The organism is Dyadobacter diqingensis, assembly GCF_024220585.1.
GTDB classification, from domain to species: Bacteria; Bacteroidota; Bacteroidia; order Cytophagales; family Spirosomataceae; genus Dyadobacter; species Dyadobacter diqingensis.
Genome location: NZ_JAMXKF010000002.1, coordinates 366942 through 393302, shown reverse-complemented (window position 1 = coordinate 393302; position 26361 = coordinate 366942). Strand labels below are relative to the sequence as shown.

27 protein-coding genes and 1 tRNA gene are annotated in these 26361 nt (G+C 43.6%); 13 read left to right on the top strand and 15 right to left on the bottom strand.

The window, feature by feature from the left end; translation table 11 throughout:
* Window positions 1–57 precede the first annotated feature (57 nt).
* From M1L62_RS07280 to M1L62_RS07265, 4 genes are all read right to left on the bottom strand, one after another.
* Entirely contained in the window at window positions 58–2670 is a 2613-nt protein-coding gene (locus tag M1L62_RS07280; protein WP_254412370.1) for an ATP-binding protein, read from the bottom strand.
* A 416-nt stretch (window positions 2671–3086) separates the two neighbouring features.
* On the bottom strand, window positions 3087–3392 hold the full coding sequence (locus M1L62_RS07275; protein ID WP_254412369.1) for a Rha family transcriptional regulator: 306 nt from the start codon (window positions 3390–3392) through the stop codon (window positions 3087–3089).
* Window positions 3393–3461: 69 nt separating this feature from the next.
* Complete coding sequence (locus M1L62_RS07270; RefSeq protein WP_254412368.1) at window positions 3462–4154, bottom strand: molybdopterin-dependent oxidoreductase; 693 nt, start codon at window positions 4152–4154, stop codon at window positions 3462–3464.
* 26 nt (window positions 4155–4180) lie between these two features.
* A complete protein-coding gene (locus tag M1L62_RS07265) occupies window positions 4181–4678 on the bottom strand; it encodes a VOC family protein (protein ID WP_254412367.1) in 498 nt (165 codons plus the stop codon).
* 140 nt (window positions 4679–4818) lie between these two features.
* Between M1L62_RS07265 and M1L62_RS07260 the strand changes: the two genes are divergently transcribed.
* The 3 genes from M1L62_RS07260 to M1L62_RS07250 all read left to right on the top strand — a co-directional run bounded on the left by M1L62_RS07260 (window position 4819) and on the right by M1L62_RS07250 (window position 6760).
* The gene (locus M1L62_RS07260; RefSeq protein WP_254412366.1) at window positions 4819–5733 is read left to right on the top strand and encodes a sugar phosphate isomerase/epimerase family protein; all 915 of its coding nucleotides are present in this window, start codon (window positions 4819–4821) and stop codon (window positions 5731–5733) included.
* 62 nt (window positions 5734–5795) lie between these two features.
* Window positions 5796–6308, top strand: coding sequence for an Xre family toxin-antitoxin system antitoxin (locus M1L62_RS07255; RefSeq protein ID WP_254412365.1), 513 nt, complete (start codon window positions 5796–5798; stop codon window positions 6306–6308).
* A complete protein-coding gene (locus M1L62_RS07250; protein WP_254412364.1) occupies window positions 6305–6760 on the top strand; it encodes an RES family NAD+ phosphorylase in 456 nt (151 codons plus the stop codon). Before M1L62_RS07255 ends, M1L62_RS07250 begins: the two co-directional genes overlap by 4 nt.
* A 1-nt stretch (window position 6761) precedes the next feature.
* Here the strand turns inward: M1L62_RS07250 and map are convergent, their stop codons facing one another.
* Window positions 6762–7526 (bottom strand): type I methionyl aminopeptidase, encoded by a 765-nt coding sequence (gene map / locus M1L62_RS07245; protein WP_254412363.1) that lies wholly within the window; start codon window positions 7524–7526, stop codon window positions 6762–6764.
* 337 nt (window positions 7527–7863) lie between these two features.
* Between map and M1L62_RS07240 the strand changes: the two genes are divergently transcribed.
* A complete protein-coding gene (locus tag M1L62_RS07240; protein ID WP_254412362.1) occupies window positions 7864–8355 on the top strand; it encodes a (2Fe-2S)-binding protein in 492 nt (163 codons plus the stop codon).
* A gap of 27 nt (window positions 8356–8382) precedes the next feature.
* A complete protein-coding gene (locus M1L62_RS07235; protein WP_254412361.1) occupies window positions 8383–10545 on the top strand; it encodes a xanthine dehydrogenase family protein molybdopterin-binding subunit in 2163 nt (720 codons plus the stop codon).
* 75 nt (window positions 10546–10620) lie between these two features.
* Here the strand turns inward: M1L62_RS07235 and M1L62_RS07230 are convergent, their stop codons facing one another.
* The 4 genes from M1L62_RS07230 to M1L62_RS07215 form a co-directional block, all read right to left on the bottom strand.
* Window positions 10621–11265: a hypothetical protein gene (locus M1L62_RS07230; RefSeq protein WP_254412360.1), complete on the bottom strand. Its 645-nt coding sequence runs from the start codon at window positions 11263–11265 to the stop codon at window positions 10621–10623.
* A 169-nt stretch (window positions 11266–11434) separates the two neighbouring features.
* Window positions 11435–13003, bottom strand: a complete 1569-nt coding sequence (locus M1L62_RS07225) for a vanadium-dependent haloperoxidase (RefSeq protein WP_254412359.1) — start codon at window positions 13001–13003, stop codon at window positions 11435–11437.
* 23 nt (window positions 13004–13026) lie between these two features.
* Window positions 13027–13950, bottom strand: coding sequence for a hypothetical protein (locus tag M1L62_RS07220; RefSeq protein WP_374760297.1), 924 nt, complete (start codon window positions 13948–13950; stop codon window positions 13027–13029).
* A gap of 175 nt (window positions 13951–14125) precedes the next feature.
* On the bottom strand, window positions 14126–14686 hold the full coding sequence (locus tag M1L62_RS07215; RefSeq protein ID WP_254412358.1) for a hypothetical protein: 561 nt from the start codon (window positions 14684–14686) through the stop codon (window positions 14126–14128).
* Between the two features lie 92 nt (window positions 14687–14778).
* Here M1L62_RS07215 and M1L62_RS07210 point away from each other — a divergent pair, with 92 nt between their 5' ends.
* Both M1L62_RS07210 and M1L62_RS07205 read left to right on the top strand, forming a co-directional pair.
* Window positions 14779–15297: a DUF6265 family protein gene (locus tag M1L62_RS07210; protein WP_254412357.1), complete on the top strand. Its 519-nt coding sequence runs from the start codon at window positions 14779–14781 to the stop codon at window positions 15295–15297.
* A gap of 65 nt (window positions 15298–15362) precedes the next feature.
* Window positions 15363–15884, top strand: coding sequence for a DinB family protein (locus M1L62_RS07205; RefSeq protein ID WP_254412356.1), 522 nt, complete (start codon window positions 15363–15365; stop codon window positions 15882–15884).
* Between the two features lie 54 nt (window positions 15885–15938).
* Here M1L62_RS07205 and M1L62_RS07200 read toward each other — a convergent pair whose 3' ends face one another.
* Both M1L62_RS07200 and M1L62_RS07195 read right to left on the bottom strand, forming a co-directional pair.
* The gene (locus M1L62_RS07200; RefSeq protein ID WP_254412355.1) at window positions 15939–17948 is read right to left on the bottom strand and encodes a thioredoxin domain-containing protein; all 2010 of its coding nucleotides are present in this window, start codon (window positions 17946–17948) and stop codon (window positions 15939–15941) included.
* A complete protein-coding gene (locus M1L62_RS07195) occupies window positions 17948–19567 on the bottom strand; it encodes a T9SS type A sorting domain-containing protein (protein ID WP_254412354.1) in 1620 nt (539 codons plus the stop codon). The genes M1L62_RS07200 and M1L62_RS07195 overlap by 1 nt, the downstream gene beginning before the upstream one ends.
* 189 nt (window positions 19568–19756) lie before the next feature.
* Between M1L62_RS07195 and M1L62_RS07190 the strand changes: the two genes are divergently transcribed.
* From M1L62_RS07190 to M1L62_RS07180, 3 genes are all read left to right on the top strand, one after another.
* Entirely contained in the window at window positions 19757–20209 is a 453-nt protein-coding gene (locus M1L62_RS07190) for a hypothetical protein (RefSeq protein WP_254412353.1), read from the top strand.
* 82 nt (window positions 20210–20291) lie between these two features.
* On the top strand, window positions 20292–21608 hold the full coding sequence (locus tag M1L62_RS07185; RefSeq protein ID WP_254412352.1) for an MFS transporter: 1317 nt from the start codon (window positions 20292–20294) through the stop codon (window positions 21606–21608).
* A gap of 21 nt (window positions 21609–21629) precedes the next feature.
* A tRNA-Val gene (locus M1L62_RS07180) sits at window positions 21630–21704 on the top strand.
* Between the two features lie 134 nt (window positions 21705–21838).
* Here the strand turns inward: M1L62_RS07180 and M1L62_RS07175 are convergent.
* Window positions 21839–22216, bottom strand: a complete 378-nt coding sequence (locus M1L62_RS07175) for a hypothetical protein (RefSeq protein WP_254412351.1) — start codon at window positions 22214–22216, stop codon at window positions 21839–21841.
* Window positions 22217–22424: 208 nt separating this feature from the next.
* Window positions 22425–23357 carry a hypothetical protein gene (locus M1L62_RS07170; protein ID WP_254412350.1) on the bottom strand — a complete coding sequence of 311 codons (933 nt, stop codon included), beginning with the start codon at window positions 23355–23357 and terminating at the stop codon, window positions 22425–22427.
* 173 nt (window positions 23358–23530) lie between these two features.
* Between M1L62_RS07170 and M1L62_RS07165 the strand changes: the two genes are divergently transcribed.
* Entirely contained in the window at window positions 23531–23944 is a 414-nt protein-coding gene (locus M1L62_RS07165; RefSeq protein ID WP_254412349.1) for a hypothetical protein, read from the top strand.
* Window positions 23945–23957: 13 nt separating this feature from the next.
* On the opposite strand, the gene M1L62_RS07160 is transcribed toward M1L62_RS07165, so the two are convergent.
* Window positions 23958–24341, bottom strand: coding sequence for a response regulator (locus M1L62_RS07160; protein ID WP_254412348.1), 384 nt, complete (start codon window positions 24339–24341; stop codon window positions 23958–23960).
* 116 nt (window positions 24342–24457) lie between these two features.
* On the opposite strand from M1L62_RS07160, the gene M1L62_RS07155 reads away from it, so the two are divergent.
* On the top strand, window positions 24458–24865 hold the full coding sequence (locus tag M1L62_RS07155; RefSeq protein WP_254412347.1) for a response regulator: 408 nt from the start codon (window positions 24458–24460) through the stop codon (window positions 24863–24865).
* Between the two features lie 40 nt (window positions 24866–24905).
* Window positions 24906–25460, top strand: coding sequence for a dihydrofolate reductase family protein (locus tag M1L62_RS07150; protein ID WP_254412346.1), 555 nt, complete (start codon window positions 24906–24908; stop codon window positions 25458–25460).
* Window positions 25461–25508: 48 nt separating this feature from the next.
* Here the strand turns inward: M1L62_RS07150 and M1L62_RS29550 are convergent, their stop codons facing one another.
* The gene (locus tag M1L62_RS29550; RefSeq protein ID WP_254412345.1) at window positions 25509–26138 is read right to left on the bottom strand and encodes a response regulator transcription factor; all 630 of its coding nucleotides are present in this window, start codon (window positions 26136–26138) and stop codon (window positions 25509–25511) included.
* Window positions 26139–26361: the final 223 nt, after the last annotated feature.

Here is a 26361-nt window from a genome sequence, read left to right as displayed (position 1 = left end):
TTTCCCATATGTTGAGGGAAAGCTTCTTTTTTATGACGCTTATCTGCGAAGACGACATCACCCGATTTCCAGACTTTTAAGTTCGGCAAGTCCCGTCTCTGCTTCGTGTTGAAGCGCTTCCAGCTGCTGTTTTAAGTCTGGGCTGTGAATACCACTTTTCAATTCTCCCTCAATTTTTTTGTATTTATCTGCCGTTGCAAGCAATCCCACAGAAAATAAAGAGGATCTGAATTTATGAACAACCTGACGTAATTTTTCATTATCCCCAAGCGCTTCCGCCTGCTGTATCAGCACGGACTGGTTGCTAAGTTCACTTTCAAATAAAAGGATAAGCTCTTTCTGAAGATCCGGATCTCCACCGGTAATTTCATTTAAATATCCAAGATTTATAATACTGGTTTCCATGGATTCATCAGCGTGGTTATTAACAGGACTCATTTCGTTGTAGTTTTCATTATGTTTACCCGTAAGATTTGAAATGGTATTAAGCAGTTCATTTTCACGGAACGGTTTGGAAATATAGCTATTGGCTCCAATGCTAAGGCATTCATCTTTTTCTCCGACCATCGCGTGGGCCGTCATGGTGATGATCGGGAGTGTCTGGGAAATCGAATTTCGGATTTTCTTAATGGCTGTATAACCGTCCATGACCGGCATTTGAATATCCATCAAAACCAGATCATACGTGTTGGTTTCGAGCTCATCAATTGCTTCCTGTCCGTTGTTAACAATGGTCAGATCAATGGAAAGCCTTTCGAAAATAGCTGCCAGCAATTTTTGGTTTAACGGATTATCTTCCGCCGCCAGCACATGAATGTCGCCGATAGGTTCAGAAACAAAATTTAAATTGTGGTCGTCGTCAGCCGAAGAAAAATCTGTTACAACGGTAAAGGGAAATTCCAGGATAAAGGTTGTGCCAGTCCCAAAAACGCTTTCTACCTTAATTGTTCCATCCAGAATATGTACCAGCGATTTCACGATGCTAAGCCCAAGCCCAGTGCCCCCGAAGAGACGGGTGGTGCTGTCGGACGCCTGTACAAAACGTTCGAAAATCTTGTCGATCTTATCCGCCGGAATACCAATACCACTGTCGGCGATCGTAAAACGGATCATCTGAACTTTATCAATAACCGGAGATACAGGTGTTACACTGATCTGAACCTGACCTTTCTCGGTAAACTTGATCGCATTTCCACAGATATTCAACAGGATTTGGGTCAGTCTTAGTTTGTCTGTCGATATCATTTCGGGAAGATCAGCAGACAATATCTTTTTGTACTCAATTCCTTTCTCGGACGCCCGCTGGTTGATAATAACAGAAACAGACTCGATCAGTTCGGAAATGGAAGTGTTTGTCTGGTCAAGTGTGATTTGCCCTGCCTCTATTTTCGAGAAATCGAGAATATCATTGATCAGTTCCAGGAGGTTTTTACTGGCCGTTTTTATATAACTCACGTAGTCAACACTTTTCGGATCGCTCACTTCACTTTCCAGCAGGTTCGTAAAACCAATGATCGCATTAAGCGGGGTTCTGATCTCGTGACTTACATTGGAAAGGAAGATATCCTTTACCCGTACTGATTTTTCGGCCAGTGTTCTGGCTTTCTCCAATGCGGCTTCATAGTTGGCGCGCTCGGTGATATCTCTGAATACAGTGATTGCATTGGTAATTTCCCCATTGAGGCCCACAACCGGGCGTACACTCGTTTCCAGGTGGTAAATCGCATTGTTTTTAATCAGGTCGATCTTGTTTCCGTCTGACTTTTCACCATCAAGTGCCCGGCTGACCGGTAAAGTTTCTGATGTGAACCGGATATTGTAAGTCATAGGGTCGAGTAAAACGAGCTTTTTGACTTGTTCGGCCAGTGTTTCCAGTTTCCCTTCAAGTCCTAGAATTTCCCGACCAGACTGGTTTAATAAAACAATATCTTTTTTTGTATCAAGTACCATCACACCATCCGGAATTGCTTCGATGTATTGGGCCAGGATCTGCTCTTTTTGTTTGATTTCAAATTGTAATTGCCTCTGTTTTTTTTGGTTCCATAAAAGAGAGACAATGGAAAGTACGGTAAGGAAAAAACCGAAAATACTCGTCACCATAATGAAGAGCGTTGTTTTCTTCTGCGTCTTCTGTATTAACTTTCGCTGTTCTTCAAGATGTTGATTTTCTGAACTTTCGATGGACTCAATTTTGTCCATCAGCATTTTGTTCAGGTGAAGTCCTTCCCCGAGTTTGATCTGTTCGAAAGCTTTCTGAGTGCCCTGTGTCCGGTAGACGGTCATGACGTTGTGTGTATGCAAAACGATTTTTCCGGAGATATCGAGCAGTTCACGGACCCGCGCCGTCTGTACCTTGTCATCCTTTACGAGATTAAACAAGGTGTCGGACATACTCAGCAGTTTGACCTTTTTCGCGTAAGTATCAGTAAGGAGTTTTTCGTTCCCGGTAATGACAAACTCATGCATGTTGGACTGAATGTCCTTATTGGCAAGCCCGAAATTGGCAGTTTGATTTAGTATGCCAATGGTCACATTAACTCCCTGGTTATGCAGGGAAAGATCCTGTACATTTTTATATGCAAAATACTGAGACGCAAAGATTAGGATCAGACCTATGAAGATACTAATGTAGGACCACCGGAGCGCTTTGTCTTTAAAAGAAGTTTGCATGTCAAAAAATATTTCCCGTTGAGTCTTACTTCAAATGTAAGCTTGTTAGGGGTAAAGTAAAAACTAATTTCTTGACGCTGACAGGAGACTACTTTAAAGAAAAAGGGGGGTAGGAAGGTTGGGTGTTGAGGTAACTGGTTGAAAATTAGCAAATAAATTACTCCTGGCTGCCTGGAATATTCGAAACAAAATTCAAAGAAAATAGCAGGAGCTACAAATAATTTTTATCAGCGAACCATTCAAACGTGTATAGGTTACCGAAAATTATGTAGACCAGCGATTTATTTTGCAACTAACTGTATTGAAACGGTTATTTATTTTTCAGGTTTTGTCTGACTGCCGCGTGATCGATAGGACTTAATGTGTAAAATTCTCCTCAAAGGTTTCCACAATTTAGAAACCTGCCCATCTGCGGTTTACTTTTGAAACGAAACCATTCCGTCGAATTTTGCTATTACATTCCTTCTGAATGACGCAGGGGCCGGGCTATCGAGGCTCATGACTAAAAGGACTAAACCTTCTCTGGTAATAAGAACATTAGAATCTGGTTTCCCTGACGGCCACATACTCGGTGACGACAGGAAGTTACTGGTTCTGAATTCCTTGCTGCAAGTCAGTTGTTCAATAGATCGTAAAATATCGTTATGCGATTTCCCAAACTGATCTGCTACTTCCGACGAGGAGGTTATTGGTTTTCCGTTGAGGAATGATATGAAATACATTGTCTTAGTAATTGGTTAATGCTTGTTATCAAACAAATATCATACCAGATACAAAACAGTATTTTCAAATCAGCTGTAACGATCGTTTCGCCAGGGATAGGCGGTATTTGAATATCCGCGGAGTTCCCAGAATCCGAGTTTATTTTTATTCAGGAATTCAATACGGTTGATCCATTTTGCGCCTTTCCAGGCATACAATTGCGGGGTTATCATGCGGACAGGCCCGCCATGATCTTTTTCCAGCGGTTTGTTGTCGGCTGTATGAACGAGCAATACGTCCTCTTTTAGTGCTTCTTCTATGGAAATATTGGTCGTGTATTTATCATATCCATAACAAAGTACATGGGTAACAGTTGATTTTGGCTGGACAAGAGCCGCAAGATCGGCCAGTCGTACGCCAACCCAGGGCACATCCATCCGCGACCAGGTGGTCACGCAGTGGAAATCGCTCGTGTCCCGGGTTTGGGGAAGGTCCATGAAGTCATTCCAGGAAAGTTCAACGGGAGACTCCACCTCGCCGTTTATGGTTAATTTCCAGTTAGAAAGTGCAATATCTGGCTTGAACCCCAAATCGAGCACCGGCCATTTGCTGGTTTGTATCTGTCCGACAGGTAATTGAGGCATTCCATGGCGGTTAATGGGCCCGGTTCCCATAGGCTTGCTGTCGGAAACAGAAGGAGTCTGACGCATTTTATCCTCAAAACGGGCTTTAAGTTTCAGCCTCGCCTCCACAATTTTATCCAGTTTCTCATTTTCAGACATGAGTAATTTCAGTTTAGCAGTGAAAATTATTTGTTCAGTTCGTGCAACAGACCGTTCAGGTTCAATATTCTTGTATACATTTCAAGATTTCCGTCCTCGGTTTTTGGCCAGGATTTTTCCGGTCTGTCCCAGTAGAGTTCTATGCCGTTATTATCTGGATCGTTTAGGTATAGAGCTTCCGAAACACCATGATCGCTGGCACCGGTCAGGGGATAATGTGCGTTGATCAGCCTTTGATAAATTGCTGCAAGGTCCTTTCGGGTGGGATAAACGATGGCCGTATGAAAAAGGCCGACGCCTTCTTTTGCTGAGGGAGGAAAGCCTTTGCTGTACCAGGTGTTGAGACCAATGTGATGGTGATACCCCCCGGCTGAGATAAAAGCGACCTGATCTCCATAACGTGTTGTGATTTCAAAACCCAGAAGCCCGCAGTAAAAATCAAGAGATTTTTCCAGATTTGATACTTTCAAATGAACATGGCCGATGCGGGTTTTCGCTGGCACTGTATACTCATTGGGCTGCATATGGGCTTAGTTTAGGTTGTAGAGATCAAGGTACGGGATGTAAAACTCTAATTTACCAATCAATTTTCACATAATGACCGGTAAATATGTAACTGACCAATCTTTTCAATAAATCATACAATACTTTTAAAACATCATTGATGAATCGCCGCGAAGCACTAACCTCAATAATCGCTGCCCCAGCAGCCACTGCTTTCCCATTTGAAACAAAAAAGGAAAAATCAGGGTCATTTATTTACTCGTTAAATATGAGCACGTTGCGTGGTCATAAGCTGGGTTTCAGAAAAGAGCTGGAAGTGGCGGCCAAAGCCGGTTTTACCTCGGTTGAAATCTGGGTAAATACATTGCAGGATTTCCTGAAAACAGGCGGCACATTGGCAGACGCCAGGCGGATTGTGAGTGATCTTGGTTTAAAAGTAGAGGACGCCATCGGTTTTGCAACCTGGATTGTGGATGATGAAACTGCCCGCTCAAAAGCGTTGGACCAGTTGAAAATGGAAATGGAACAGTTGGCACAGATCGGCTGTCCGCGTATTGCCGCTCCGCCTATGGGGGCTACGACAGGAGCATCACTGGAACTGCCTAAAATGGCCGAACGCTACCGGAAAATACTCGAATTGGGGGATCAGACCAAGGTCGTACCCCATCTTGAATTATGGGGTTTTTCGAAAAACCTAAGCAGGGTGGGAGAGTTGTTGTATGTAGCGGTAGAGTCGGATCACCCATCGGCCCGGGTGCTTATGGATGTGTATCACTTGCATAAAGGCGGTTCGGGTATGGATAGCGTGAAAGCCGTCGGTAAACCGTTGATCGAGATTTTTCATATCAATGATTACCCTTCAACCCCGCCGAGAGAAACGATAGCAGATGCCGACAGGATTTATCCGGGTGACGGCGTCGCGCCCTTAAAAGGGCTTCTGACATCCCTGAAAAATGCAGAAAAGCCGGTCATTCTTTCCTTCGAAGTTTTTAACAAAGACTATTACGCCCAGGACGCGCTGCTCGTAGCCAAAACCGGCTTGCAGAAGATGAAGAAGGTTACGGAAGGCGTGTAGGTGCGAAATATCAGATTATAATTAGTAGACATTTATCTGTATATTTGGGTAAAATGTCCACTATGAATACTGCGCCTATCAAGTCAAATCAAAAACCGGCAAAATCCACTGGGGATATTGTAGTCGGATTGCATCAAAAAGCGCCCGCCAATCAAATGACGTGGATGATTTTAGGCGGTAAGCAATTTATGGACGAACAGCCGTCTTCCGCGTTGGATTTTCTGGTTGCTACGGGCAGAGGTGTGTCAAAATCTTCGATTGAAAATTTGGCGGAGGTTATGGATGTACCCATGAAAGATATGGCCACGCTGCTTAACCTGTCTTACAAAACACTTTCACGCAAGAAAAAAACGGATGTTTTCGGAGATTTGGTGTCAAGTCTTTCGATTGAAATTGCCGGCACGGTTGCAAAAGGTTTAGCGGTTTTTGAAGATGCCGAAGTCTTGAACAGGTGGCTGCATAAGGAGAACAAAGCGCTGAAAGGTCAAAAACCTTTTGATCTTTTAAATACACCCACCGGTATCAAGCTGGTTAATCAGGTGTTGGGCAGGATCGAAGACGGTGTTTATTCATGATCCTGTATCGAATAGCCAAGAAAAAAGAGCGGGCGAATGATCTGAGCGGCCAAGGTGCGGCCAATGAAGGCGGCCGTTGGAATAACGAAGGAACTTTTGCTTTGTATACAAGTGAGAGCCGTGCACTGGCCATGCTCGAACTCCTGGTGCATGTGGATGAAACGGAATTGCCGCCCAATCTGTCTATCATGACCATTGAAGTTGACGAGTCGGCACTTCTTTATGAAATGCCTGATGATGACATGCCCGAAGATTGGCGAATGTCCGAAAATCTGTCTTTGAAAAATCTTGGAGATGGTTTCTTCAAAGACAGAAATTTTATCGGCCTGAAAGTCAGAAGCGCTGTGATGCCTCAGGAGTATAATTATGTTCTCAATCCTTTGTTCCCAAGATATTATGATCTTGTAAGGATTAAAAATATTGAGGACTATGAACGAGACGGCCAGCTTTAAATCACCCCCATATTTCATTCGCACCAGTCAGAATAACCGGTTTGCCATCGGTGATAATGATGGTATGCTCGTGTTGTGCCACAAAACCACCCTTATTACCGGTAAGTGTCCAACCGTCTTTTCCCTGGTTGGCGTACGTTGAACCGGTTGAAATAAAAGTTTCAACGGCTACAACCGAATTCTTTTTGAAACGCTGTTTATTGTCGTGATCGTAACAATTCAGGATCTCGTGCGGTTCCTCGTGCAAACTTCTTCCAACACCATGTCCTGCCAGATTTTTGATGACCTTAAAACCGGATTTCTTTGCTTCGGTTTCTATGAAACGGCCGATCTCCGAAACTTTCACACCGCCTTTGATGCGGTTAATTGCTTTTTGCAAAATGATTTTCGATGCATTCACAAGCGGCAGATGATTGTTTACGTCTTCACCGATAATAAAGGAACCGCCGTTATCTGCCCAAAAACCATCAAGCTCAGCAGAAACGTCGATATTGATCAGATCGCCTTCTTTCAAAACAGTTAACTCAGAAGGAATGCCATGGGCCACTTCGTGGTTAACACTGATGCAGGTCCAACCGGGAAATCCATATGTTAATTTGGGGGCTGATTTAGCACCAAATTCATTTAAAATACGACCGCCGAAATCGTCCAGTTCTTTGGTGGTCATACCGGCCTTGGCGTATTCCCGCATTTGTTTGAGTGTACTCCCGACGACCTCACTGATCCTCTGAATTCCTGTTAGTTCTGATACGTTTGTGATTGACATAACGATAATTTTAATTCCTGAAAAATGTCTGTGGTGCCTCCCGTCCGAGGCTTTTTTGCCGTCGGACGGGTATTGAAAACTTCCAAAACCGCAGGTATAAAAACCTCAATATCCGGAAATGCAATGACATTTCTAAATTTGCTTCTTTAACAACCAAGGATAGCTATTGTCAGGTTCCGGTAGCACGAATTTACCTCTGATCTATTGCCTGTTTTTGCTGGTTTTCAACGTCTAAACTTCCCGTTATTCTCCTGTAATTTTTGTTAACCGGAGCCCGTTTTTATTTTCTATATTTTTATTATAATTTTAATAACTGCTGCATGAAAACAACAAGACTATGGCGATATTTAACTTAACAGTAAACAACAAAAAGGTAAAGGTCGATGTCGAACCGGATATGCCCCTTCTTTGGGTCGTAAGGGATTTCGCCGATCTGAAAGGGACCAAATTCGGGTGTGGAATGGCGCTTTGCGGAGCCTGTACTATTCACCTGGACGGTCAGCCAACAAGGTCGTGTCAGACACCCGTTTCGAGTGTCGGTAAAAATACGAAGATTACTACGATTGAAGGAATTGGTGACGGAAAACTTCACGCCATTCAACAGGCCTGGATCGAAGAACAGGTACCGCAATGCGGGTATTGCCAGTCGGGCCAGATCATGTCTGCCGTTGCCCTGCTCAAATCGAACCCGAGTCCGAGCGATCAGGATATTGACTCGGCCATGAGCGGAAATCTTTGCCGCTGTGGCACGTATGACCGTATCCGTAAAGCGATTCACCGTGCGGCAGATACGATTAAGGTATCTGAAAAAGGTATTGGCAAGAATTAATCCTTCACAAAACAGCGATCAAAGACATTGGAAAATATAAAAGCAACACGCCGTGATTTTCTGAAAACCACTGGTTTAACCTCTTTCGGGCTGGCTTTGGGCATTTCTTCTTTTGCCAAAGATGCAGTGGTTAAGAAAATCACTCCGGCAATTATCAAGCTGGAAATCAATCCGTTTATTATCATCGATACTGCGGGGAATATCACGATTGTTAACCCGCGCCCCGATATGGGACAGGGCTCGACCCAAGCCGTTCCATCGCTGCTTGCAGAAGAGCTGGAAGTAAGCCTGGAACAGGTTAAAATTGCCCAGAGCGACGGGAAGGATAAGTACGGTAACCAGACATCGGGCGGAAGCAGTTCTGTCAGGTCTTTATGGGAGCCTATCCGTAAGGCCGGTGCGGCGGCACGTGAAATGCTGACCGAGTCGGCGGCAAAACGTTGGAATGTGCCCGTGATTGAATGTTATGCCAAAGAGGGCACGATCGTTCACAAGCCAACGGGACGTAGTTTGAGTTATGGCGAACTTGCCGACGACGCATCGAAACTTGAAATACCTAAAAATCCGAAATTAAAGGATCCGAAAGATTTTAAGATTATCGGAAAATACAACAAACGACTGGACGTACCGGAGCGTGTTACAGGCAAGGCCGTATATGGTATCGATGTGGATGTGCCGGGTATGGTGTACGCAAGCATCCTGCATTCGCCATCGCTGCATGGAAAAGTGGTGTCTATCGATGATGCGGATGCAAAGAAAATTAAAGGTGTCCTTAAAGTTGTTAAAACCGAACGCACGATGCCACACCGCACTTCCGAGGCCGTTGCGGTTATCGGGACAAACTGGTGGGCGGCATTGAAAGGTAAAAAGGCGCTGAAAGTGAACTGGGACAATGGCGATTACGAAAAAACACTGAGCACCGAAAAATACTTCGCCGAAGCGCACGTAGCAGCCAAAAAGGAAGGTGTTAATTTTGAAGAAAAAGGTGATTTTACTGCGAAATATAACTCAGCAGAAAAGAAAATCGAGGCCAACTACGAAACACCATTTCTTGCCCATGCGCCGATTGAGCCGGAAAATGCCGTTGTGCATGTAAAGGATGACGGCACCGTGGAAATCTGGGCGCCTGTGCAGGGGCCTGACTGGGCGTTACGGGATGTTTGTGCCTATTTGAAAATTGCGCCTGAAAAGGTCAAAATCAACGTCACGCTACTTGGAGGTGCTTTCGGGCGTAAGGCTTATCATGATTTTCTTTTGGAGGCCTGCCACCTTTCCAAGGAGCTCAAAAAACCGGTGAAAGTTATCTGGACACGGGAGGATGATATCACGCAGGGGCCTTACCGTCCCGGCATGGTTAGCCACATGCAGGGTTTTGTTGAAAACGGAGCGATTGCTGGTTATCACCATCATGCGATTGGAGAATCTATTCTGGGGCAGGTTTTTAAAGGACTAAAATCTGACGAGGCTGATCCATGGTTAAGCGAAGAAATCAGTACAAATAACAACAAGTATAATTTTGCGACGGCCTCAAAGGTGAGCTGGACCAACGTGAAAACGGATATTCCCATAGTTTGGTGGCGCTCTGTTTACGCTTCCAATTTTGGCTGGGGACAGGAGTGTTTCATTGACGAACTGGCCCATCTTGCCGGAAAAGACCCGATGAAAGCGCGGATTGAGCTTGTCAAGGACGAGCGTTTCAAAAAAGTTTTGGAAACACTTGGTGAAAAATCAGCCTGGGGCGAAAAACTTGCAGAAGGGCAGGGGAAAGGAATTGCTGTTTTTAAATCTTTTGACAGTATTTCGGCGACGTGTATCACCGTGACTAAAAAGGATCAGGGCGTAACAATTGATAAAGTCATTTCGGTGATTGATTGTGGTTATTACGTCAATCCTGATAATGTGAAAGCACAAACGGAAGGAAATATTGTCATGGGGTTAACGGCTGCCATCAAAGACGGTATCACTTTCACGAACGGTGTTTGCGATCAGAGCAATTATCACCAGTACAACGTGATGCGGCTTAACGAGACACCAAAAATGGAGATATACATCGTCGATAGTGGCGCTAATCCCGGCGGAGTAGGAGAACCGGGACTTCCGCCGATCGCTCCGGCACTGGGTAACGCTATTTTTGCAGCGACCGGAAAACGAATGAGAAAGCTGCCTTTTGATATCAATAATCTTGGATAAGGGCATCATCTTAAATTTAAAATCCCTGGAAAGCATAAAGCCTTCCAGGGATTTTTTGTTTGCTGATGAAGATGATTAGAACCTGCCAAATTTCAGGGTCAAATTATAGGATACGTTGCTAAGATCAGAATCGGATAAGCCGTCACCAGATGCCCCAAACGTTTTTCTGTAAGAAATACCGGGAGCAAAACGCATCCATTTTAAAAGATTGAATTCAACCTGCACCCCAGGCTCCATCACGAAGAAGCAATTTGGATCTTCATGATCGTCGTCATACCGGTCATCCCAGTCATCAAAATCATCCCAGTCTTTCCGGTCGTATTGCATGGTAAAACCAGCGCCGGTGGTCAGGTTGCCCACCACGTGAACACGTCTGTTGGATGCAAAAACGTATTCCGTCATCAGACCCACCTGTCCGTATTGGTAGGTTAGTTTTTGCCAGGGTCTTTCACTGTAAATTTGCGGTACAGGAATATGGTTGGTACTTCCGGCTGCACTTAATCCAATTAAAAATTTACTGTTGACAAACCAGCCGCCATAAATCTCGGCAATGTTGGCATAGTCACCATTGATGGTGGTAAACTTATTGGAAATAGCCGCGTAGCCACCGGATCTCTGGATTCCGCGTCCTTTGAAAACGGTCTGCATTTGCTGGGCAAATGTGTTGGTAGCGAGCAAAGACCAAAATAGCAGGATCGTAAAGGTTATCTGTTTCTTCATGACATAGATGTTTTTTTCTTTGTGACAATTCAAAACAAAAAGCCCCCTATGTCGTCAAAAAAATGTTTGAAAATCTGAAACGTATTGCTTGAAAAGACCCTTTATTCTCAAACAAAAAGTCCCGGAATCTCACATATTCCGGGACTTTTACTGCTTTTAAAATAATATCTTACTGAGCACCGTCTGTTTTGGCGCGTTGTACGGCATAATCACCCACCTTGTGGCCGGTAGCCAATCCCTGTTCGCAGTCAAAACGGTAATGAATAAGTCCATAAATCCTTGATACCGATGCTTCCGCTGCCATGGCATCCAGTTTTTCCTTATCCTTTGGGAAAATGTAGGAAAGTACTTCCGCGGCAGCGCCTGAGAACATCGAGTGACCGGATGTGTATGATGGGAAGTTTGGCAAACCAACCGAAGTTTTGACTTTGCTGTCCATCTGGTTTGGACGGGGATAATAATAGTAATATTTGGCATCCCAGCAGCAAACACCGGCGTCCTGAATGGCAGTACCAACCAGGGCGAAAGTTCTCGCTGTGCGTACTTCACTGAAATTATTGCTATGACATAAATCAGCCGCTTTGCGGTGCCAGTGTCCCGGAGGAGTATAACTTCCTACACCATCAGCCCAGAAATTGGCAATACGAGCCTGATCTCTTGTTTGTTTTTTAGCAATGGTGAGAAGTTCGTCCATGTTTTCTTTAAATTCCGGACTGTCGATCAGTGGAGGCGCCTTTGGGCGAAGTGCCACAACCGTAGCACTGTTGAAATTCCATGGCTGAACGAAACCATAGGTAGGCAGCATCGGTGGTCTGGCCGGGAATTCCTGACTAAGCCATGGTTTTGTAATGCCTATTTTAACTGCATTGGTAATCATTTCGGCCGTTTTTGCCTGGTTATTGGCAGCGCCCATACCATCTGCTTTGGCGCGGGTCATTACTTTTTGTCCCACAGCTTTTCCAAGTGCTTCGCCGGCTGCGATGTCACTATCCACATTCATACCAGCCCAAAGGCGGCTATTTTTATGTTCAGCCAGTTTAGCCTCCAGAAACGGTACTTCACCGGGAAACATCGCTTTTAGTATTTCAAAAGAAGCGGCGGCAACCACTGCATCTTCCGAAGGATAGGATGGAAGGTCTGAGACAGGAAGTAGCGCCTTGATCGATTCATCCGCTTTGGAAGGTGCTTTACGGTTAAATTTAAATTTGTAGTTCCAGGCCGATACCAACGCGTCATACTGTGCAACGCTCAGATAGGCAAGCGCCCGCGCTGTATAGGGTGGGTTGGCAAATGGAAATTTAGGATCTGCAAGCGGGTTTGCTGCATCCGGAACAGGATATTTTCCATCGGCATTTGAGGCGGGCGCGCTGTTGTAACGAGCCGAAAGTTCTCTTCCGATTTCATTCCAGCGGAAAGCGGCACCAGCTCCCCAGTAATTTACGATCTCGCGTTGCGAGGCCGTAACCGTAGTCATCGATTCTTTAAGTTTCTTTAACTCTGCCAGGTATTCGGTAGAAGTTGCTCCTTTGGGTTCTGCTACGGCAATTTCGCTGGAAGACGAAAGAATGTAAGGTTTCCAGTTGCCAGCATTGGCGTCAATCGTTGACGGGGCGCTGACCGATGCAGAAGGGTCATTAACTGTTTTGCTGCAAGAAAAAAGAGCCGCCGCAATAAACAGCGTTCCTGTTAACGAGGTAAAAACAGGACGCAGGGATGATATTTTTATATTCTTATTCATAACACGATTCGTAAAACTGTAAATTATTTTTTGCCCGATTTTATGTAGCCAAACTGGTAAAGAACCCCAGCCTGGTAGCTCATCGCCTGACCTACATTTTCTCCGTCAACCACATAGGAAACTCTGGCGTTGAAGCCCAGGTTTTTGGGTTGAAATTTTCCATACCAGCCCACAGCAGTTGATTTCATGTTGTTGGTTGGAAAGGGCATTTGGTTGCGACGGATATAGTCGCCATCCACACAGGCACCACGTTCTGCAAAAACTTCTGTCTGAATAGCTTTGTTGGTAAAGCCAATCCGGGCAGAAAGATCATAGGCATTGGGCACACTCACTTCATTGGTATTATAAAGTTTTTCATACATCAGGTACGAATCGCGGTCGATTTTGATTTTGCTTCTGAAAATATAACTGGAATAGGCCGTCACGTAAACACCACTGGTATGTTTGTAACGTACCACAAGTCGTCCTGTGGCAGTTTTGCACCGAAGTCCGATCGACATCGGCATAAAATCCGGGACGTAATCAGTCAGCGGAACCGAGCCGCCTACAACAGCATTCAATGAAAGTCCGGCTTTGTTGAAGAAACGGTATTTAAGCCAGCCCGAAACATCCTGAAAACCTTTATGCCATTTCAGGTTTCCTGCGCTGGCCTGCGTCCAGATGTATGGTACGCCAACAATGACATCGAAATCTTTCGTCACGCCTACCGCAAGCATTGCCATGGCTGTCTGTGTTGTCTGGGTTCCGATATTCAGGTTTTCCCTTTTTAGTTTGTTTTCCCAATATTTATCCCATGAAGTATGGTTGTAGGATAAGGCCAGACAGGCAGTGTTTTTGGACATGTAAATGGCATCATTGGGCATTTGCGCGTAAGCGGCACGGCTCAGGATCATTACAGTCACAATCAGCGTCATAAGGCGCATTTTGGTTCGTATAGTTTTAGGCATATCAATTTGTAATAAGGGATTATAACTGTCGTTGTGAAACGGCAGTGCAAATTAGAGTTTGTGGGTTATTTCAATTGTGGCAGAGGTAAATTCTGCATACAATCATTGGTAAGACAGACCTCTCAGGCATACGGATTTCAACAATCCCGACAATGCTTTGAGTTGTTACCTAATTTCACAAAATGCAGCTGGTCTCAGGTGGGGGTGTCTGCAGGCGAAGCAAGTAGGACGCGTGCAACTCATTAGCAGACTGATAGGTCACAGCGACAGGCATTGGTTGCGTAAGCTGTGGCTGGATCAGGAAATGCTCTTTATTCTGGAGATAATTCTTTAATAAATCACTAAGTAATTTAATGGCTTTGCCATGCATATTATCGGGCGAATCCTTATCAGAATCGGTCAGCGACTGCATCATACCGACAAGCTCGAAAAAATGATCACGTGCTGGCTGGTTGGATTTCATGGTTACATACAGCGTATCGTTGGAATGCAACACATGGGTAGCATTATAAAACTGACCTCTCTCTTTAAAAAGTCCTTCAAGGCCCTCTTCGTTTTCCCACTCTTCGGTGTAGGGGAGTGAGGGCATGTAAACTTTTAAAAGTTGATAGTCATCACCAGTCTGAATAACGGACGCGGACTTATGCTGATCGTCAAATAACAAAATAGCAGTTGTCAGCCCAAACGTGTTGTAGAGCAACAAAATCAATAACCCTATGGCTGCTATTCTTTTCAATTTTTAGAGGAAAATGTATCCAAATGTAAGAATTAATTCACTATTTTAATACTTCTGAAAGACTTAAATATATCACTTATAGAAGAAAAATTATGAAAATGATAAAAAATATTTTTCAGACAAAATCACTCACGAAAGTCACCATGATGTTACTTGTTAGCCATTTGGGGTATGCGCAGCAACCTTCTTTTACCCGACAGAATTTCCGCGACCTTGACAAGCTTGTGGGTATCTGGCGGACTGAGAAAAAAGGCGGGGTTTTGTATGAGAGCTGGCAGAAAAAGTCAGATGATCAATTTGATGGTAAAAGCTTTAAAATTACCAACGCGGATACTATTGTTTTGGAGAGGGTAAGACTTGCCAAAGAAGGAACGCGTATCGTTTACGCGGTCCGGGTTGATGGCGAGAATGATGGGAAGGAAACACGTTTTTATCTCCGTTCAATAACAAATAGTGACTATGTTTTCGAGGACAAAGAACATGATTTTCCGCAGCGTGTAGTATACAATATGCAGCCGGGAAATGGGCTGCATGCTTATATCGAAGGAATAATAGACGGTAAATCAAAGCGGTCGGAGTATCATTATATCAGGCTTGTGACCAAAAAGTAAATCCGGGCGGCAGAAGCAATTTTAAAGTTTGTTTCTTAATATTGAGGTATTAACAGCCCATATTTATGAAAAGATCTGATATCAATCCAATGCCCCAGTTTTTCGACCGATACATCAATCTGGTTGAAGATATTGACATTTTTGAAGCTTTTGAAAAATATTCACCTGCGAAAGTATACGATGACGTCAGTAAACTGACAGCCCTAAACGATAAAATATATGCCCCGGGAAAATGGACGGTAAAAGATATTTTACAGCACGTTATTGATAATGAGCGGATCATGGCTTATCGTGCGCTGCGGTTTTCAAGGAATGATGATACGGTGCTGGCGGGTTATGAGGAAGAATTGTTTGCAGCAAACACGATTGCGTCCCGACGCACGGTTGGTGATCTGATGGAAGAGTTTGAGCTGGTGAGAAAATCAACGATTCTGCTTTTCAAAAATATGGACGATGAGATGATTCTGCGCAGTGGTGTAGCTTATAAAAGCCAGATATCGGCGCTGGCACTTGGTTATGTGGTGATTGGTCATGCAATTCATCACATGAACGTTGTCAGAGAGCGGTATTATTCTTTGCTGGATTAAAGAAAAAAACTGCGGTCGTGAATCAGTTCAGGACCGCAGCTTTTCTAGTACTCATTATGCCAGTTGTTCGAGGGCTTCCTTCACGGAGGTGACGGGTAGCTGGCAGGTTTTATCGTAACACACATAAATGGCTGTCTGGCCGTTTAGCGGCGTGCGGTTTTCGAGAAGTGGGAGTGAGGACTGCGTTGTAGTTCCGGCAATAATTTTATTGGGAACAAAAAAGCGGTCAAAGTCCTTACGGATTTCATCGGCGTTTTCTCCGACAATGACAATCTCAGCCGTTGGCGTGATACGCTGGCAATAAAGTGCCGCCCAATTGGTAACCCATTGTACATCCGCAAGCAAAATTTTCGTCATTTTAGACAGCATCTGATCCGATAATTCCTGGTAATCGCTTCGATCCAGCATTTTGCCAAGCGTATAGAGATTCTGGGCCATCATCGAGTTGGATGCCGGAATTACGTTATCGAACAGCTCCTTTTTTCTAGCAATTAAAGTTTCGCCTTCGGTGTCTGTAAAAAAGAAAAATCCTTCGGATTCATCATAGAAATTGGCAATTGTATAATCGCAGAGACTTACGGCCTCGGTGAGCCATGCAGCGTCAAAGGTTATCTGGTAAAGGCCAAGATAAGCTTCTATAACAGCGGCATAATCTTCGAGGAACGCCGTGATTGATGCCTTCCCGTTTTTATAACTATGCCAGAGTTTACCGTTTTCGGTCATCTTTTCCAGAATAAAACGGCCTGTTTTTAAAGCCATTTCCCGGATGGATTCTTCGCCGGTTGCCTGATACGCCGTTGTTAGTCCCTTGATCAAAAGCCCGTTCCAGGATGCCAGAATTTTGTCATCAAGTCCCGGTCTGATTTTTGACGTGCGGGCGGCGGCAAGTTTATCGAGCGCCTGCTGATATTTGCTTTCGAAATCTTCGCTATGAATTCCAGCCGCTTTGGCTGTTTCCGAAGCAAAATTGGTCAGGTGCAAATGGTTATAACCGTGCTCCCAATTGCCATGCTGACTAATGTTATAAAGTTTTGAAAACCAGTTAAAATCCGCTCCGAGAATTTGTTCCAGTTCATTTTTTGTCCAGATATAAAACTTCCCTTCCACACCTTCGCTGTCCGCATCAAGTGCCGAGTAAAATCCTCCGTCCGGACTCGACATTTCGTTTTTGAGCCAGGCGACGGTCTGATAAATTCGCTCGGCGTATAAGGGGTTATCGGTCAGGGCGAAAGCTTCCGAAAATACAGACAAAAGCTGTGCGTTGTCATAAAGCATTTTTTCGAAATGGGGGATAAACCATTCGTCGTCGACAGAATACCGCGCCCATCCACCGCCTACATGGTCATAAATGCCGCCAAGAGCGATCCTATTCAGTGATAATTCGATCTGTGCGAGAGCTTCGGGATTTTGGGTGATATCGAAATAGCGAAGCAGAAATTTATAAATGGACGGCATCGGGAATTTCGGTGCGCGGTCCATTCCGCCCTTCAGGGTATCAAAGTTCTGTTTTAACTTTTCAAACATTTCGTCCACCGCGTCAACAGTATAGGCCGCTGCGGTGGGCGTGAGTCCGTATTTTTTGATATCCGACTGCACCATATTTTCAACAAAACCATCAGCTGATTTTGCCAGGTCATCGTAGTGATTGATGAAAGCATTATTAACGCTTTTCAGCAACTGGACCCAGTTTTGCGGCGGGAGATAAGTCACCCCGTAAAACGGTTTGGTGTCGGGAAGCAAAAAAACATTAAGCGGCCAGCCACCGCGTGTTCCCATGGCCTGCAATGAATCCATGTAAACGGCGTCAACATCCGGGCGCTCTTCTCTGTCCACTTTGATACAGACGAAATACTCGTTCATGATCTCAGCAACATTGTCGTGTTCGAAACTTTCACGTTCCATCACATGACACCAGTGGCAGGCAGAGTAACCGATGCTTACTAATATGGGTTTATTTTCAGCCTTTGCTTTTTCCAGCGCCAACGGACCCCAGGGATACCAGTCAACCGGATTATTGGCATGTTGTAACAAATAGGGGCTGGTTTCCTGGCTAAGACGGTTCATTATTTTGTGATGACGATTTTTTGAGTAATAGTTTTATTGGCACTCTTAAAGCGGGCCACATACAGGCCAGCGGCAAGAGCAGGCAAAGTGACAGGTTGATCCGACTCACCAACCTGCGCCTTTAAGTTCTTTTCAAACATGACGGTTCCGTGCATGCTGATGAGGGAGAAGTTAACATTTGTCACGCCGTTGATCCCTGTCAGTCTCACTTGCGACGCACCAACAAGCGGATTGGGGAAAAGAAATGCCTCTGTAACCGTAGGTTCTGTCGAGGAATTATCCTGGCTCAGATCGAATTTGCAAAGAAAAACGTCCTTACCTTTCAGTTTAATCGTTTTTACCCATTTTTGATAAGACAACGTAATGCTTGTCTCTGCATTGTCAGCCGCGTAGGGATTTTGCGCCGCGATCAGGATATGGCCATCCTTAACCACGCCGCGCCAGACCGGCTTTTTGGAAGTCATCAAATCCCTTGCCGATGTTGGAATGACAAGTTCATAATTTCCCTCAAACATATCTTTGAATTCAGAAAGACGGTATAGTCCGTAAATAAAATTCTCGTACGTGCTGTAATTTTCCTGGCGGCCGGTTTCATAAAAATTGTTTTCCCATAACCATAACCCGTTTGCTCCGGAAAAGAACGGGAATATCGCAGTTGCCTGGGCCTGAAATGCCGTGATCATCGGAACCGTCGGATCGAAGCTGTCGTGGATACGCATCCACACAAACGGTATAATGGGTTTATCGCTCCACGCCCGGTTTGCTTCAATCTGAAAGAGGAGATAAGTCAGGTAATCCTTGCCAATCGGGCTTTCGTAGCCATAATAATAATAGGGGGACGGCGTAAGACTGTTGATGGCGTTGTAAAAATTACCACCCAGTTTGCCGGCATTGTCCTGCATGAGGTAATGTGTCCGTGCCAGATTGGTTGTCCAGTCCTGCCAGCTGTTACTTTCGATATTCAGCCAGGTTGCCCGCACAGGAACGTCGCTGTAACTGGTTACGAGCGTCGACGCATCGAGTCCCTTGGCTTTTAAATGATTCACCGCTTCCGTATACCACCAGCGGATATCCCTTTTATAGGTCGCCAGAAATTCCGCGTCGGAAAGGCTGCGGTACTTTGCGGGAATTGCCGTATTGGTTTTTAGCTTTAATATGTCGCGGTCTTCAGTTAGCATTCGCTCCACATCCATGCAGATGACATCCGCTTTCGGGACGCCGCTGCCATAGGAGTCATTGAAGGTGTTGGCCATATTGCTCAGATACTGGTCCCACAGTTTTTTGTAGGTCGTTGTGTCATTTCCCCAGGGACTTCTGAGCGCATCCATACCCCAGGGCTGGTTTTCGCCGATGGTCGCGACGCTGTTCCAAAGCATCGCCCGGTTTTTTGCCGGAAGGGTATTGCCCTCGTTTCCCGTAAAGACCGCGAGGTGACTAAAACCGTGTTTTAAGGGTACGGATTCGGTGTCGCCAAAGCGTGGCCCATTATAAATAATCTTGAATGGCAAACTGAATTCCGGAAATTTACCCCACTCAATTTTATTGTTGACCGTAACCGGATTTAAAATGTAAGAAGGCTGGCAATCCTGCGCAAAACATTGGATTGAGCTGATTATCAATAGTATAATTTTAATGTGTAAATATCTCAATGACATATTTGTGTGATGATCGATAAGAATTGATGAAACAAATCGTTAATTTTGCAATACCAGCCAAAACTCAGTTAATTTAACTATTTTAAGATAGGGCGATTTTCTGAATCTGAAAACGGATGGTTTAGCCAAACCTATTATTTTAAAAACGCAAAAATGAACCGTTTAATTAATCTTGTTGCTGTATTTGCCATTTTATTTCTGCTGGGTTCCTGCGGTAAAGATAGTGACGATCCCGCGAAGCCTACGGAAAAGAGCAAAATTCTTGTAAATTATCCCTGGCTTATGACCTCCGTGACGGATCTGAAAGGCGTGGCCATTTCGCCTAATCAGCTGAATCTGGAAACAAGAGCTATCTCAGAAATGGAAATCCAATTTTTGCAGAATAACGTAGTGAAAGCGAAGGACAAGAATACTCAGCAGGTAACGAATGGCGGAACCTGGGCTTTACAAGAAGACACTAATATTCTTGACATAAAAATTAGCGGTTTCTCGGGTGCATTTGGTGTTGAGGAAATCAGTAACAGTAAATTGAAATTAAAAAACAAAATGCCTGTAAATGGCGTTGAGGTCGAAACTATTATGGTGTTTGATCCGGTGATTAAATAATTCCGGATTATATTAAATGATTGTAAGGAAGAGCGGCAGCATTAATCTGCCGCTTTTCTTATTTTGCGGTAAATTTCCTCTTATGCAAAAGAATAACCCTAAAATTATTAATGCCTGGTGTATGTACGACTGGGCCAACTCCGTTCACGCTCTTGTCATTGTTTCCAGTATATTTCCGGTTTATTTCAGTGCCGCTGCACTGAATGCTTCTGCCGGAACGGGAATCGTAAACTTTTTCGGGCTTTCAGTTAAGAGCTCGGTGTTGTTTTCTTATACCGTTTCCGCTTCTTTTTTGCTGACTGCGCTGCTGATTCCGTTGTGCACAGCCATCGCGGATTTTACAGGTCATAAAAAAAGGTTCATGAAGTTTTTCTGTTACCTGGGCGCGGTCAGTTGTATGCTGTTATTCTTTTTTACGAAGGACACGCTTAATTTTTCTGTGATAATCTTTGCATTGAGCCTGATCGGGTGGAGCGGAAGTATTGTTTTCTACGATTCTTATCTTCCGGAAATCGCCACCGAGGATAATTTTGATCGTTACAGTGCCAGAGGTTTTTCGATGGGTTATCTGGGAAGTGTCCTGCTTTTACTTTTTAACCTCAGTATGGTGTTATTTCCTTCCATTTACGGAATTACGGATAAAGCCATGCCCGCCAGAATTTCATTTTTTACGGTCGGTGTGTGGTGGATCCTTTTCGCTCAGATTCCGTTTCGTTATCTGCCTTCGGGGCATCATGGTAAAAAACAGGTTAAAAACTGGATCTTCAATGGTTTTACCGAACTCGGTAAAGTTTATAACGAACTGAGAGAGCAGCCTTATCTGGCCAAATTCCTTGGGGCATTTTTTGTGTACACTATGGGACTTCGCACGGTTATGTATGTGGCTACAATATTTGGAGCCAATGAGCTGAAATTGCCATCGCAAAGTCTGATCATCACCGTTCTTTTAATTCAACTCGTCGGTATTGCTGGCTCTTATCTTTTTGCCTGGCTTTCCTCGCAGATCGGCAATATTTATGCGTTGATGATTGGTGTAGCGATCTGGATTGGTATTTGTTCCGGCGCTTATTACACAACCGAAGCCATGGAGTTTTATTTGATCGCCTGCGCGGTGGGTATGGTTATGGGAGGAATTCAGTCACTTTCCCGGGCAACCTATTCCAAGCTTATTCCTGAAAATACATCTGAATCTGCCTCATTTTTCAGCTTTTATGACGTGACCGAGAAACTGGCCATCGTGATCGGGACTTTTATTTATGGCACTGTTGAACAAGTGACCGGAAGCATGCGCAACAGCATTTTGGCGCTTCTGATCATTTTTGTGATCGGGCTTATTCTGCTATCCAGAATTCCTTCTCAAAAAGTGTACCGGTATGGATTGGAGACAAAAACAAATTAGTATATATTTGTCACCGCAAACAGGATGTTAGCTCAGTTGGTTCAGAGTGCCGCCTTGACAGGGCGGAGGTCAGCGGTTCGAGCCCGCTACGTCCTACGTTGGTTTTTCTAAGGAGCTGTGATATAGACTATTGTAGCTCTTTTTTATTTTCCTGCAGGAACTATGCAGGAACAAACTCTCAAAAATTACCTACCACATCATAAGAGTAGGATGTAATCTTGCCTTCTGAATTATTGCGCAACATATTCGATCGATGTAATTTCGAAAGGATACCCGTAGAGAAGAACGGCAGAATCAAAATCTTTGAATCTTACTACATGACCGCTTACTATTACTTTTAGTCCTTCTTTTTTTTCTTCTTCAGGCATGTTACAAGGGTATAAAAAGTCTGGCGGCAGATCTCCTATTTTTTTTAAGGCGCTCAATACATATGTAGTGTCTTTTAAAAATACTTCGGATGAATAATTTTCGACAATTTCGCCTGAATGATAGTCGGCGGGCCAAGTGCATAGAAGAGGAACTCTTGGAATGCCCGAATCTTTTTTACACGATCCAATGAATAGCAGGATCAAAAAAAGTGATTTGGATTGATTTTTTGAAATTTTCATTCGTTAGTTTTTTCAAATCTAACGAAGTTGATTAGGATTTAACAGTGGCTAAGCTGTGTTATTGCGAAATATTCAGCAAATTTTTGGCGAATATTAATAGAGTCTCGGGAGTATAAATATCAGATTGACAGTTTGTAGAATTCAGAAAGCATTACAAACTAGGTTTATAATGCTTTCTGGCCCAAATTTGCTATTAACATTTGGACAATTAACTCCCTTTCGTATAACTCAACGCATATGCGCTGAGTTTCCCCGATTTTAGTTCAAAATCTCTTTTCTGAAATTTGAAGTTGATGCCGTTTTTGGTCCATGACACAGCGTCCTGAGCGTAGGTTGTCGTGTTGGTAGCCGGCGCATATTCCACCGGGATTTTGCTTGCGCCGAGCCTTGTAAATAAAGATTTTACAACATTGTATTCATCCTTATTCTGGAAATTTTCGGCTTTTTTATCAATGATTTCAGAGACCCTGACAAGTTTGTTGTCTTCAAACTCGTAATACGTCGATCCGGAAATACTATACCGGGTGCTTTTGCTGAACAATGAGGATTTTCCAAGGTATCCCGCATTGAGGGAAGATTCCAGCCAGCCCAGGATTTTATCCTCTGTCAGGCCAAGTCGTTTCGACTCACTTGTTTTAACCGCCTCTTTCGTCATCCCGAAATTGACATTGAAAAGGTCAAAAGAACTTGTTTTATTGGTGATATTGACTTGCGCGTTTTTTGTCCTAGATACACCCGTTTTCAGGTAGGTAACACTGGCTGTAACAGGCACCGACCCGGCCAGACTAAGCAGGTCAAGATCAAAGTCACTCTGGGCAATTTTGTATTTTTCCTTCGCGTCCCATTGACTGCTGAATCGGGTGATGTTTACGGGGTAATTGTAAACCGTAAATTTGAAAATGGCAGAATCTCCATCAGGCACTTTCGCCGAAATACCAATATCAGATGTGGTGTTGGTATAAAAGGTATCAATTTTGGTGTAGTTTGTGACGACTTCGATATTCTTGTCATCAAAGGCTGAAATGCCATCCTGATCAAATACTTCGGAAGAATTCAGTGGGTCAGGTTCAATACCCTTATCATTTTTCTTGCACGCGGCTGCTGATAGTAATATCAGCGATAATACTAGTGTTCGTTTCATTTTTAAGAGGAGGATAATATTGGTTAATCTTCTTTTCAGAATCTTAAAGATAGTTTAAATACAGTCATCAAAATTTAGTTTTGAGTTAATGGTAATCGGTTATTGAGTCGGCGTTGGCTGGTTATTTTGAAACAGATCAACTTTTAAGGTTTTTGCTTGCTAAATTTACAGTCATGAAAAGACCAGATCCCGAAGCGTTAAGCGATTTTTTTCGCTCACATATTTTTAATGCTGATCGTACTGACGTCACCGCTTTTGAGAAAGCGGTTGAAGAATTTTACCGGAGATTTGACACGGAATTCGATCAGCGTAAATACAATGAAATTGGGGTGCAGATACACCGGATCGTGCGTGAGCCGTATGTTATCGAAGAGCAAGGTGGTCAGGATGAGGGAATAAGACAGGTGAATACACTTGAAAACATTACAACTATTTATTTCTGTTTTCTTCAAAATCCGGAAGCAGAGTTGTCTTTTACTTTGTGGGGTGATATAGAAGAGAAACCTTTTTTCGCTTATTCAAAAGCAGAGCTGCTGGATTTCTTCGAATTTAGATTCCGCCGTTTCAGCAAATTTCTGATTCGTTAAAACTATGTTCCGTTTAACCGACGGCAAGCCTTAACTCCTCTGCAAGCTGCTCGATAGAATTTTGTTTTTTGAGTACTTTTTTAATGTGCAGTCCCACCACATGTTCAATTTCGAAACTTGGTTTTGATCCCGAGAGGATGTAAATGGGTGTTGTTTTGGCCACGTGTTCTTTTCGAAGCGACTTTATGCAGTCGATGGCGTTCATATAAGGCATACTCCAATCCATAAAAATATGATCGGGTACGATGCCCGACTGGCTGCTGAGGAAATCAATGGCCTGTAAACAATCAAATGCATAATGACAGACAGCATCGGGAAAAGAAAGTTTCAGGGCGTTTGCGAAGATAAAATGATCGTCTTCGTCATCATCAATCAGAAGAAAAGTCAGTTTTTTCATCGCTGGAATTGTTTGTGATTTGATATAGAACCATAGATATCAAATTATTATTCCTAACTGATTTATCGTTAATTTTGCGGAAACTTATCCTTTTCGTGTAGAGAGAGTTATACACAATGGCAGACAATAAAACAATTCATCTGGCCGATGATGACGAAGATGACAGGCAATTAATGAAGGAGGCTTTCGAAGAAGCTGATCCGGATGTGAAGGTTGTTGAGTCCGAAAATGGGAAAGAGCTGATCGACAATATGAAAAGTTCTGATGATTTGTCAGACTCAGTTGTGGTGGTGGATATGAATATGCCCAAAATGAATGGCCTGGAAGCCGTAGCTGCGATAAAGTCCGATCCGGAACTGGCCGCGGTACCAACGGTTATGTTATCAACCTCAGATAACCCGGATCTGATTCGGAAGGCGCAGGAGGCCGGTGTTGATGATTTTCTGACCAAGCCCAATTCTTTCCGGGGCCTTATTGATATAGCCAGAAAAATATTCAAAAGATTTTTTTCGGGTATTTCCTGACGTAACTACCTTTTTCGTAAAGTCCACTCATAAAGATAAAATGAGGAAAATAGTTTTAGACCTCGCCGTTACCCTGGATGGTTTTATTGAAGGACCCAATGGTGAAATCGACTGGTGTGTAATGGATGAGGAAATGGCATTCGACGATTTTCTGGGAGATATTGATACGATTTTTTACGGTCGGGTGAGTTATGACCTGTGGGGACAATATGTACCCGGGGCAGATGTATCGCCAGTTGAGGAGAAAATTTGGTCCTCTGTTCACAGCAAAGAAAAGTACGTGTTTTCGAAGAATCCACAACCCGATGGGAAAGCAACTTACATCAGCTCCGATATTCTGGATAAAATAGCTGAAATAAAAAGTCGTCCCGGCAAAAATATCTGGCTTTATGGAGGTTCAAGCCTGATCACAACTTTTATTAATCACGGACTTATTGACGAGTACCGTCTTGCCGTTCATCCGATAATTCTCGGTGCCGGAAAGCCACTTTTTACAAACCTGGAAAACAGAACGGGCTTAACGCTAAATCATGTAAAAACTTCGGCGTCAGGTGTTATTTTATTAAGTTATGCGAAAGCCACGGCTTTGAAATAGTTGAGAGATGATTTGCAAGACGAAAAGCAACGTATCGTTTTAGATCGACTAACTGTTTAATTCAAAATAAGTAGTCAATTCAATGATATTTTTTACACCAAGTTTTTCGAAAATCTTGGATTTGTAAATGCTTATCGAGGGCGCCGACAGATTTATGTGTTCGCTGATTTCCTTCGTAGACATTCCTTTGGTCAAAAGTCTTGCAATTTCTATTTCTTTATCGCTCAGTTTAATCAACCCTGATTTATTACTATTTTTAGAATTCAGCAGCATTCCGAAGGCGTTGTGCAGTACGGAAGGACTTGCATAAATTTTGGAATTCATCACGTTCTCAACTGCCAGTTTGAATTCATCCGAGGGCGCCGTTTTTGAAATATATCCGTTAGCCCCCGCTTTAAGATATGGCAACGCGTATAAATTTTCGTCGTAACTTGAACAAACCAGGATAGGTAAAGACGGTTGTTTTAATCGGACGGAGTCGATCATGCTGACTTTGTCACCTTCCGGAAGGTTAATATCCATGACCAGTAAGTCAAATGGATGCTTTTCTAATAAATCTAATGTCCTTGTAAAATCCGGAGCTTTAAATATGACAGCTCCCGGAATACACTCCGCCAGCATGGAAACGATGCCAATAATGACAAGTGGGTGGTCTTCTGCAACTAATATATTTTTCACAATTTAATCAATTTGCTTATTCCCCCTTATCCGGGAATAAATAACGTAGAGTTAGTTCGAGGGGTAGTAAATTATTTAAATGTTAATTCAAATTATTTGTTGAATATACCAAATTTAATTGGGCTTTTTTGTTCTTTCAGTACCGTAATTTTGTACCGTCAAAAGTTTTATCCCCGGATTTAACACAGACTGGACACACCTCCTTTTCGATACCGTTTGTATT

Coding starts and splice junctions, on each gene's coding strand:
- M1L62_RS07205 (WP_254412356.1), top strand. CDS start 15,363: ATGAAAAGATCTGATATCAATCCAATGCCCCAGTTTTTCGACCGATAC.
- M1L62_RS07190 (WP_254412353.1), top strand. CDS start 19,757: ATGAACCGTTTAATTAATCTTGTTGCTGTATTTGCCATTTTATTTCTG.
- M1L62_RS07220 (WP_374760297.1), bottom strand. CDS start 13,950: ATGCCTAAAACTATACGAACCAAAATGCGCCTTATGACGCTGATTGTG.
- M1L62_RS07275 (WP_254412369.1), bottom strand. CDS start 3,392: ATGTATTTCATATCATTCCTCAACGGAAAACCAATAACCTCCTCGTCG.
- map (WP_254412363.1), bottom strand. CDS start 7,526: ATGTCAATCACAAACGTATCAGAACTAACAGGAATTCAGAGGATCAGT.
- M1L62_RS07200 (WP_254412355.1), bottom strand. CDS start 17,948: ATGAACCGTCTTAGCCAGGAAACCAGCCCCTATTTGTTACAACATGCC.
- M1L62_RS07260 (WP_254412366.1), top strand. CDS start 4,819: ATGAATCGCCGCGAAGCACTAACCTCAATAATCGCTGCCCCAGCAGCC.
- M1L62_RS07185 (WP_254412352.1), top strand. CDS start 20,292: ATGCAAAAGAATAACCCTAAAATTATTAATGCCTGGTGTATGTACGAC.
- M1L62_RS07255 (WP_254412365.1), top strand. CDS start 5,796: ATGAATACTGCGCCTATCAAGTCAAATCAAAAACCGGCAAAATCCACT.
- M1L62_RS07225 (WP_254412359.1), bottom strand. CDS start 13,003: ATGAATAAGAATATAAAAATATCATCCCTGCGTCCTGTTTTTACCTCG.
- M1L62_RS07150 (WP_254412346.1), top strand. CDS start 24,906: ATGAGGAAAATAGTTTTAGACCTCGCCGTTACCCTGGATGGTTTTATT.
- M1L62_RS07250 (WP_254412364.1), top strand. CDS start 6,305: ATGATCCTGTATCGAATAGCCAAGAAAAAAGAGCGGGCGAATGATCTG.
- M1L62_RS07280 (WP_254412370.1), bottom strand. CDS start 2,670: ATGCAAACTTCTTTTAAAGACAAAGCGCTCCGGTGGTCCTACATTAGT.
- M1L62_RS07175 (WP_254412351.1), bottom strand. CDS start 22,216: ATGAAAATTTCAAAAAATCAATCCAAATCACTTTTTTTGATCCTGCTA.
- M1L62_RS07170 (WP_254412350.1), bottom strand. CDS start 23,357: ATGAAACGAACACTAGTATTATCGCTGATATTACTATCAGCAGCCGCG.
- M1L62_RS07270 (WP_254412368.1), bottom strand. CDS start 4,154: ATGTCTGAAAATGAGAAACTGGATAAAATTGTGGAGGCGAGGCTGAAA.
- M1L62_RS07155 (WP_254412347.1), top strand. CDS start 24,458: ATGGCAGACAATAAAACAATTCATCTGGCCGATGATGACGAAGATGAC.
- M1L62_RS07210 (WP_254412357.1), top strand. CDS start 14,779: ATGAAAATGATAAAAAATATTTTTCAGACAAAATCACTCACGAAAGTC.
- M1L62_RS07160 (WP_254412348.1), bottom strand. CDS start 24,341: ATGAAAAAACTGACTTTTCTTCTGATTGATGATGACGAAGACGATCAT.
- M1L62_RS07165 (WP_254412349.1), top strand. CDS start 23,531: ATGAAAAGACCAGATCCCGAAGCGTTAAGCGATTTTTTTCGCTCACAT.
- M1L62_RS07240 (WP_254412362.1), top strand. CDS start 7,864: ATGGCGATATTTAACTTAACAGTAAACAACAAAAAGGTAAAGGTCGAT.
- M1L62_RS07230 (WP_254412360.1), bottom strand. CDS start 11,265: ATGAAGAAACAGATAACCTTTACGATCCTGCTATTTTGGTCTTTGCTC.
- M1L62_RS07265 (WP_254412367.1), bottom strand. CDS start 4,678: ATGCAGCCCAATGAGTATACAGTGCCAGCGAAAACCCGCATCGGCCAT.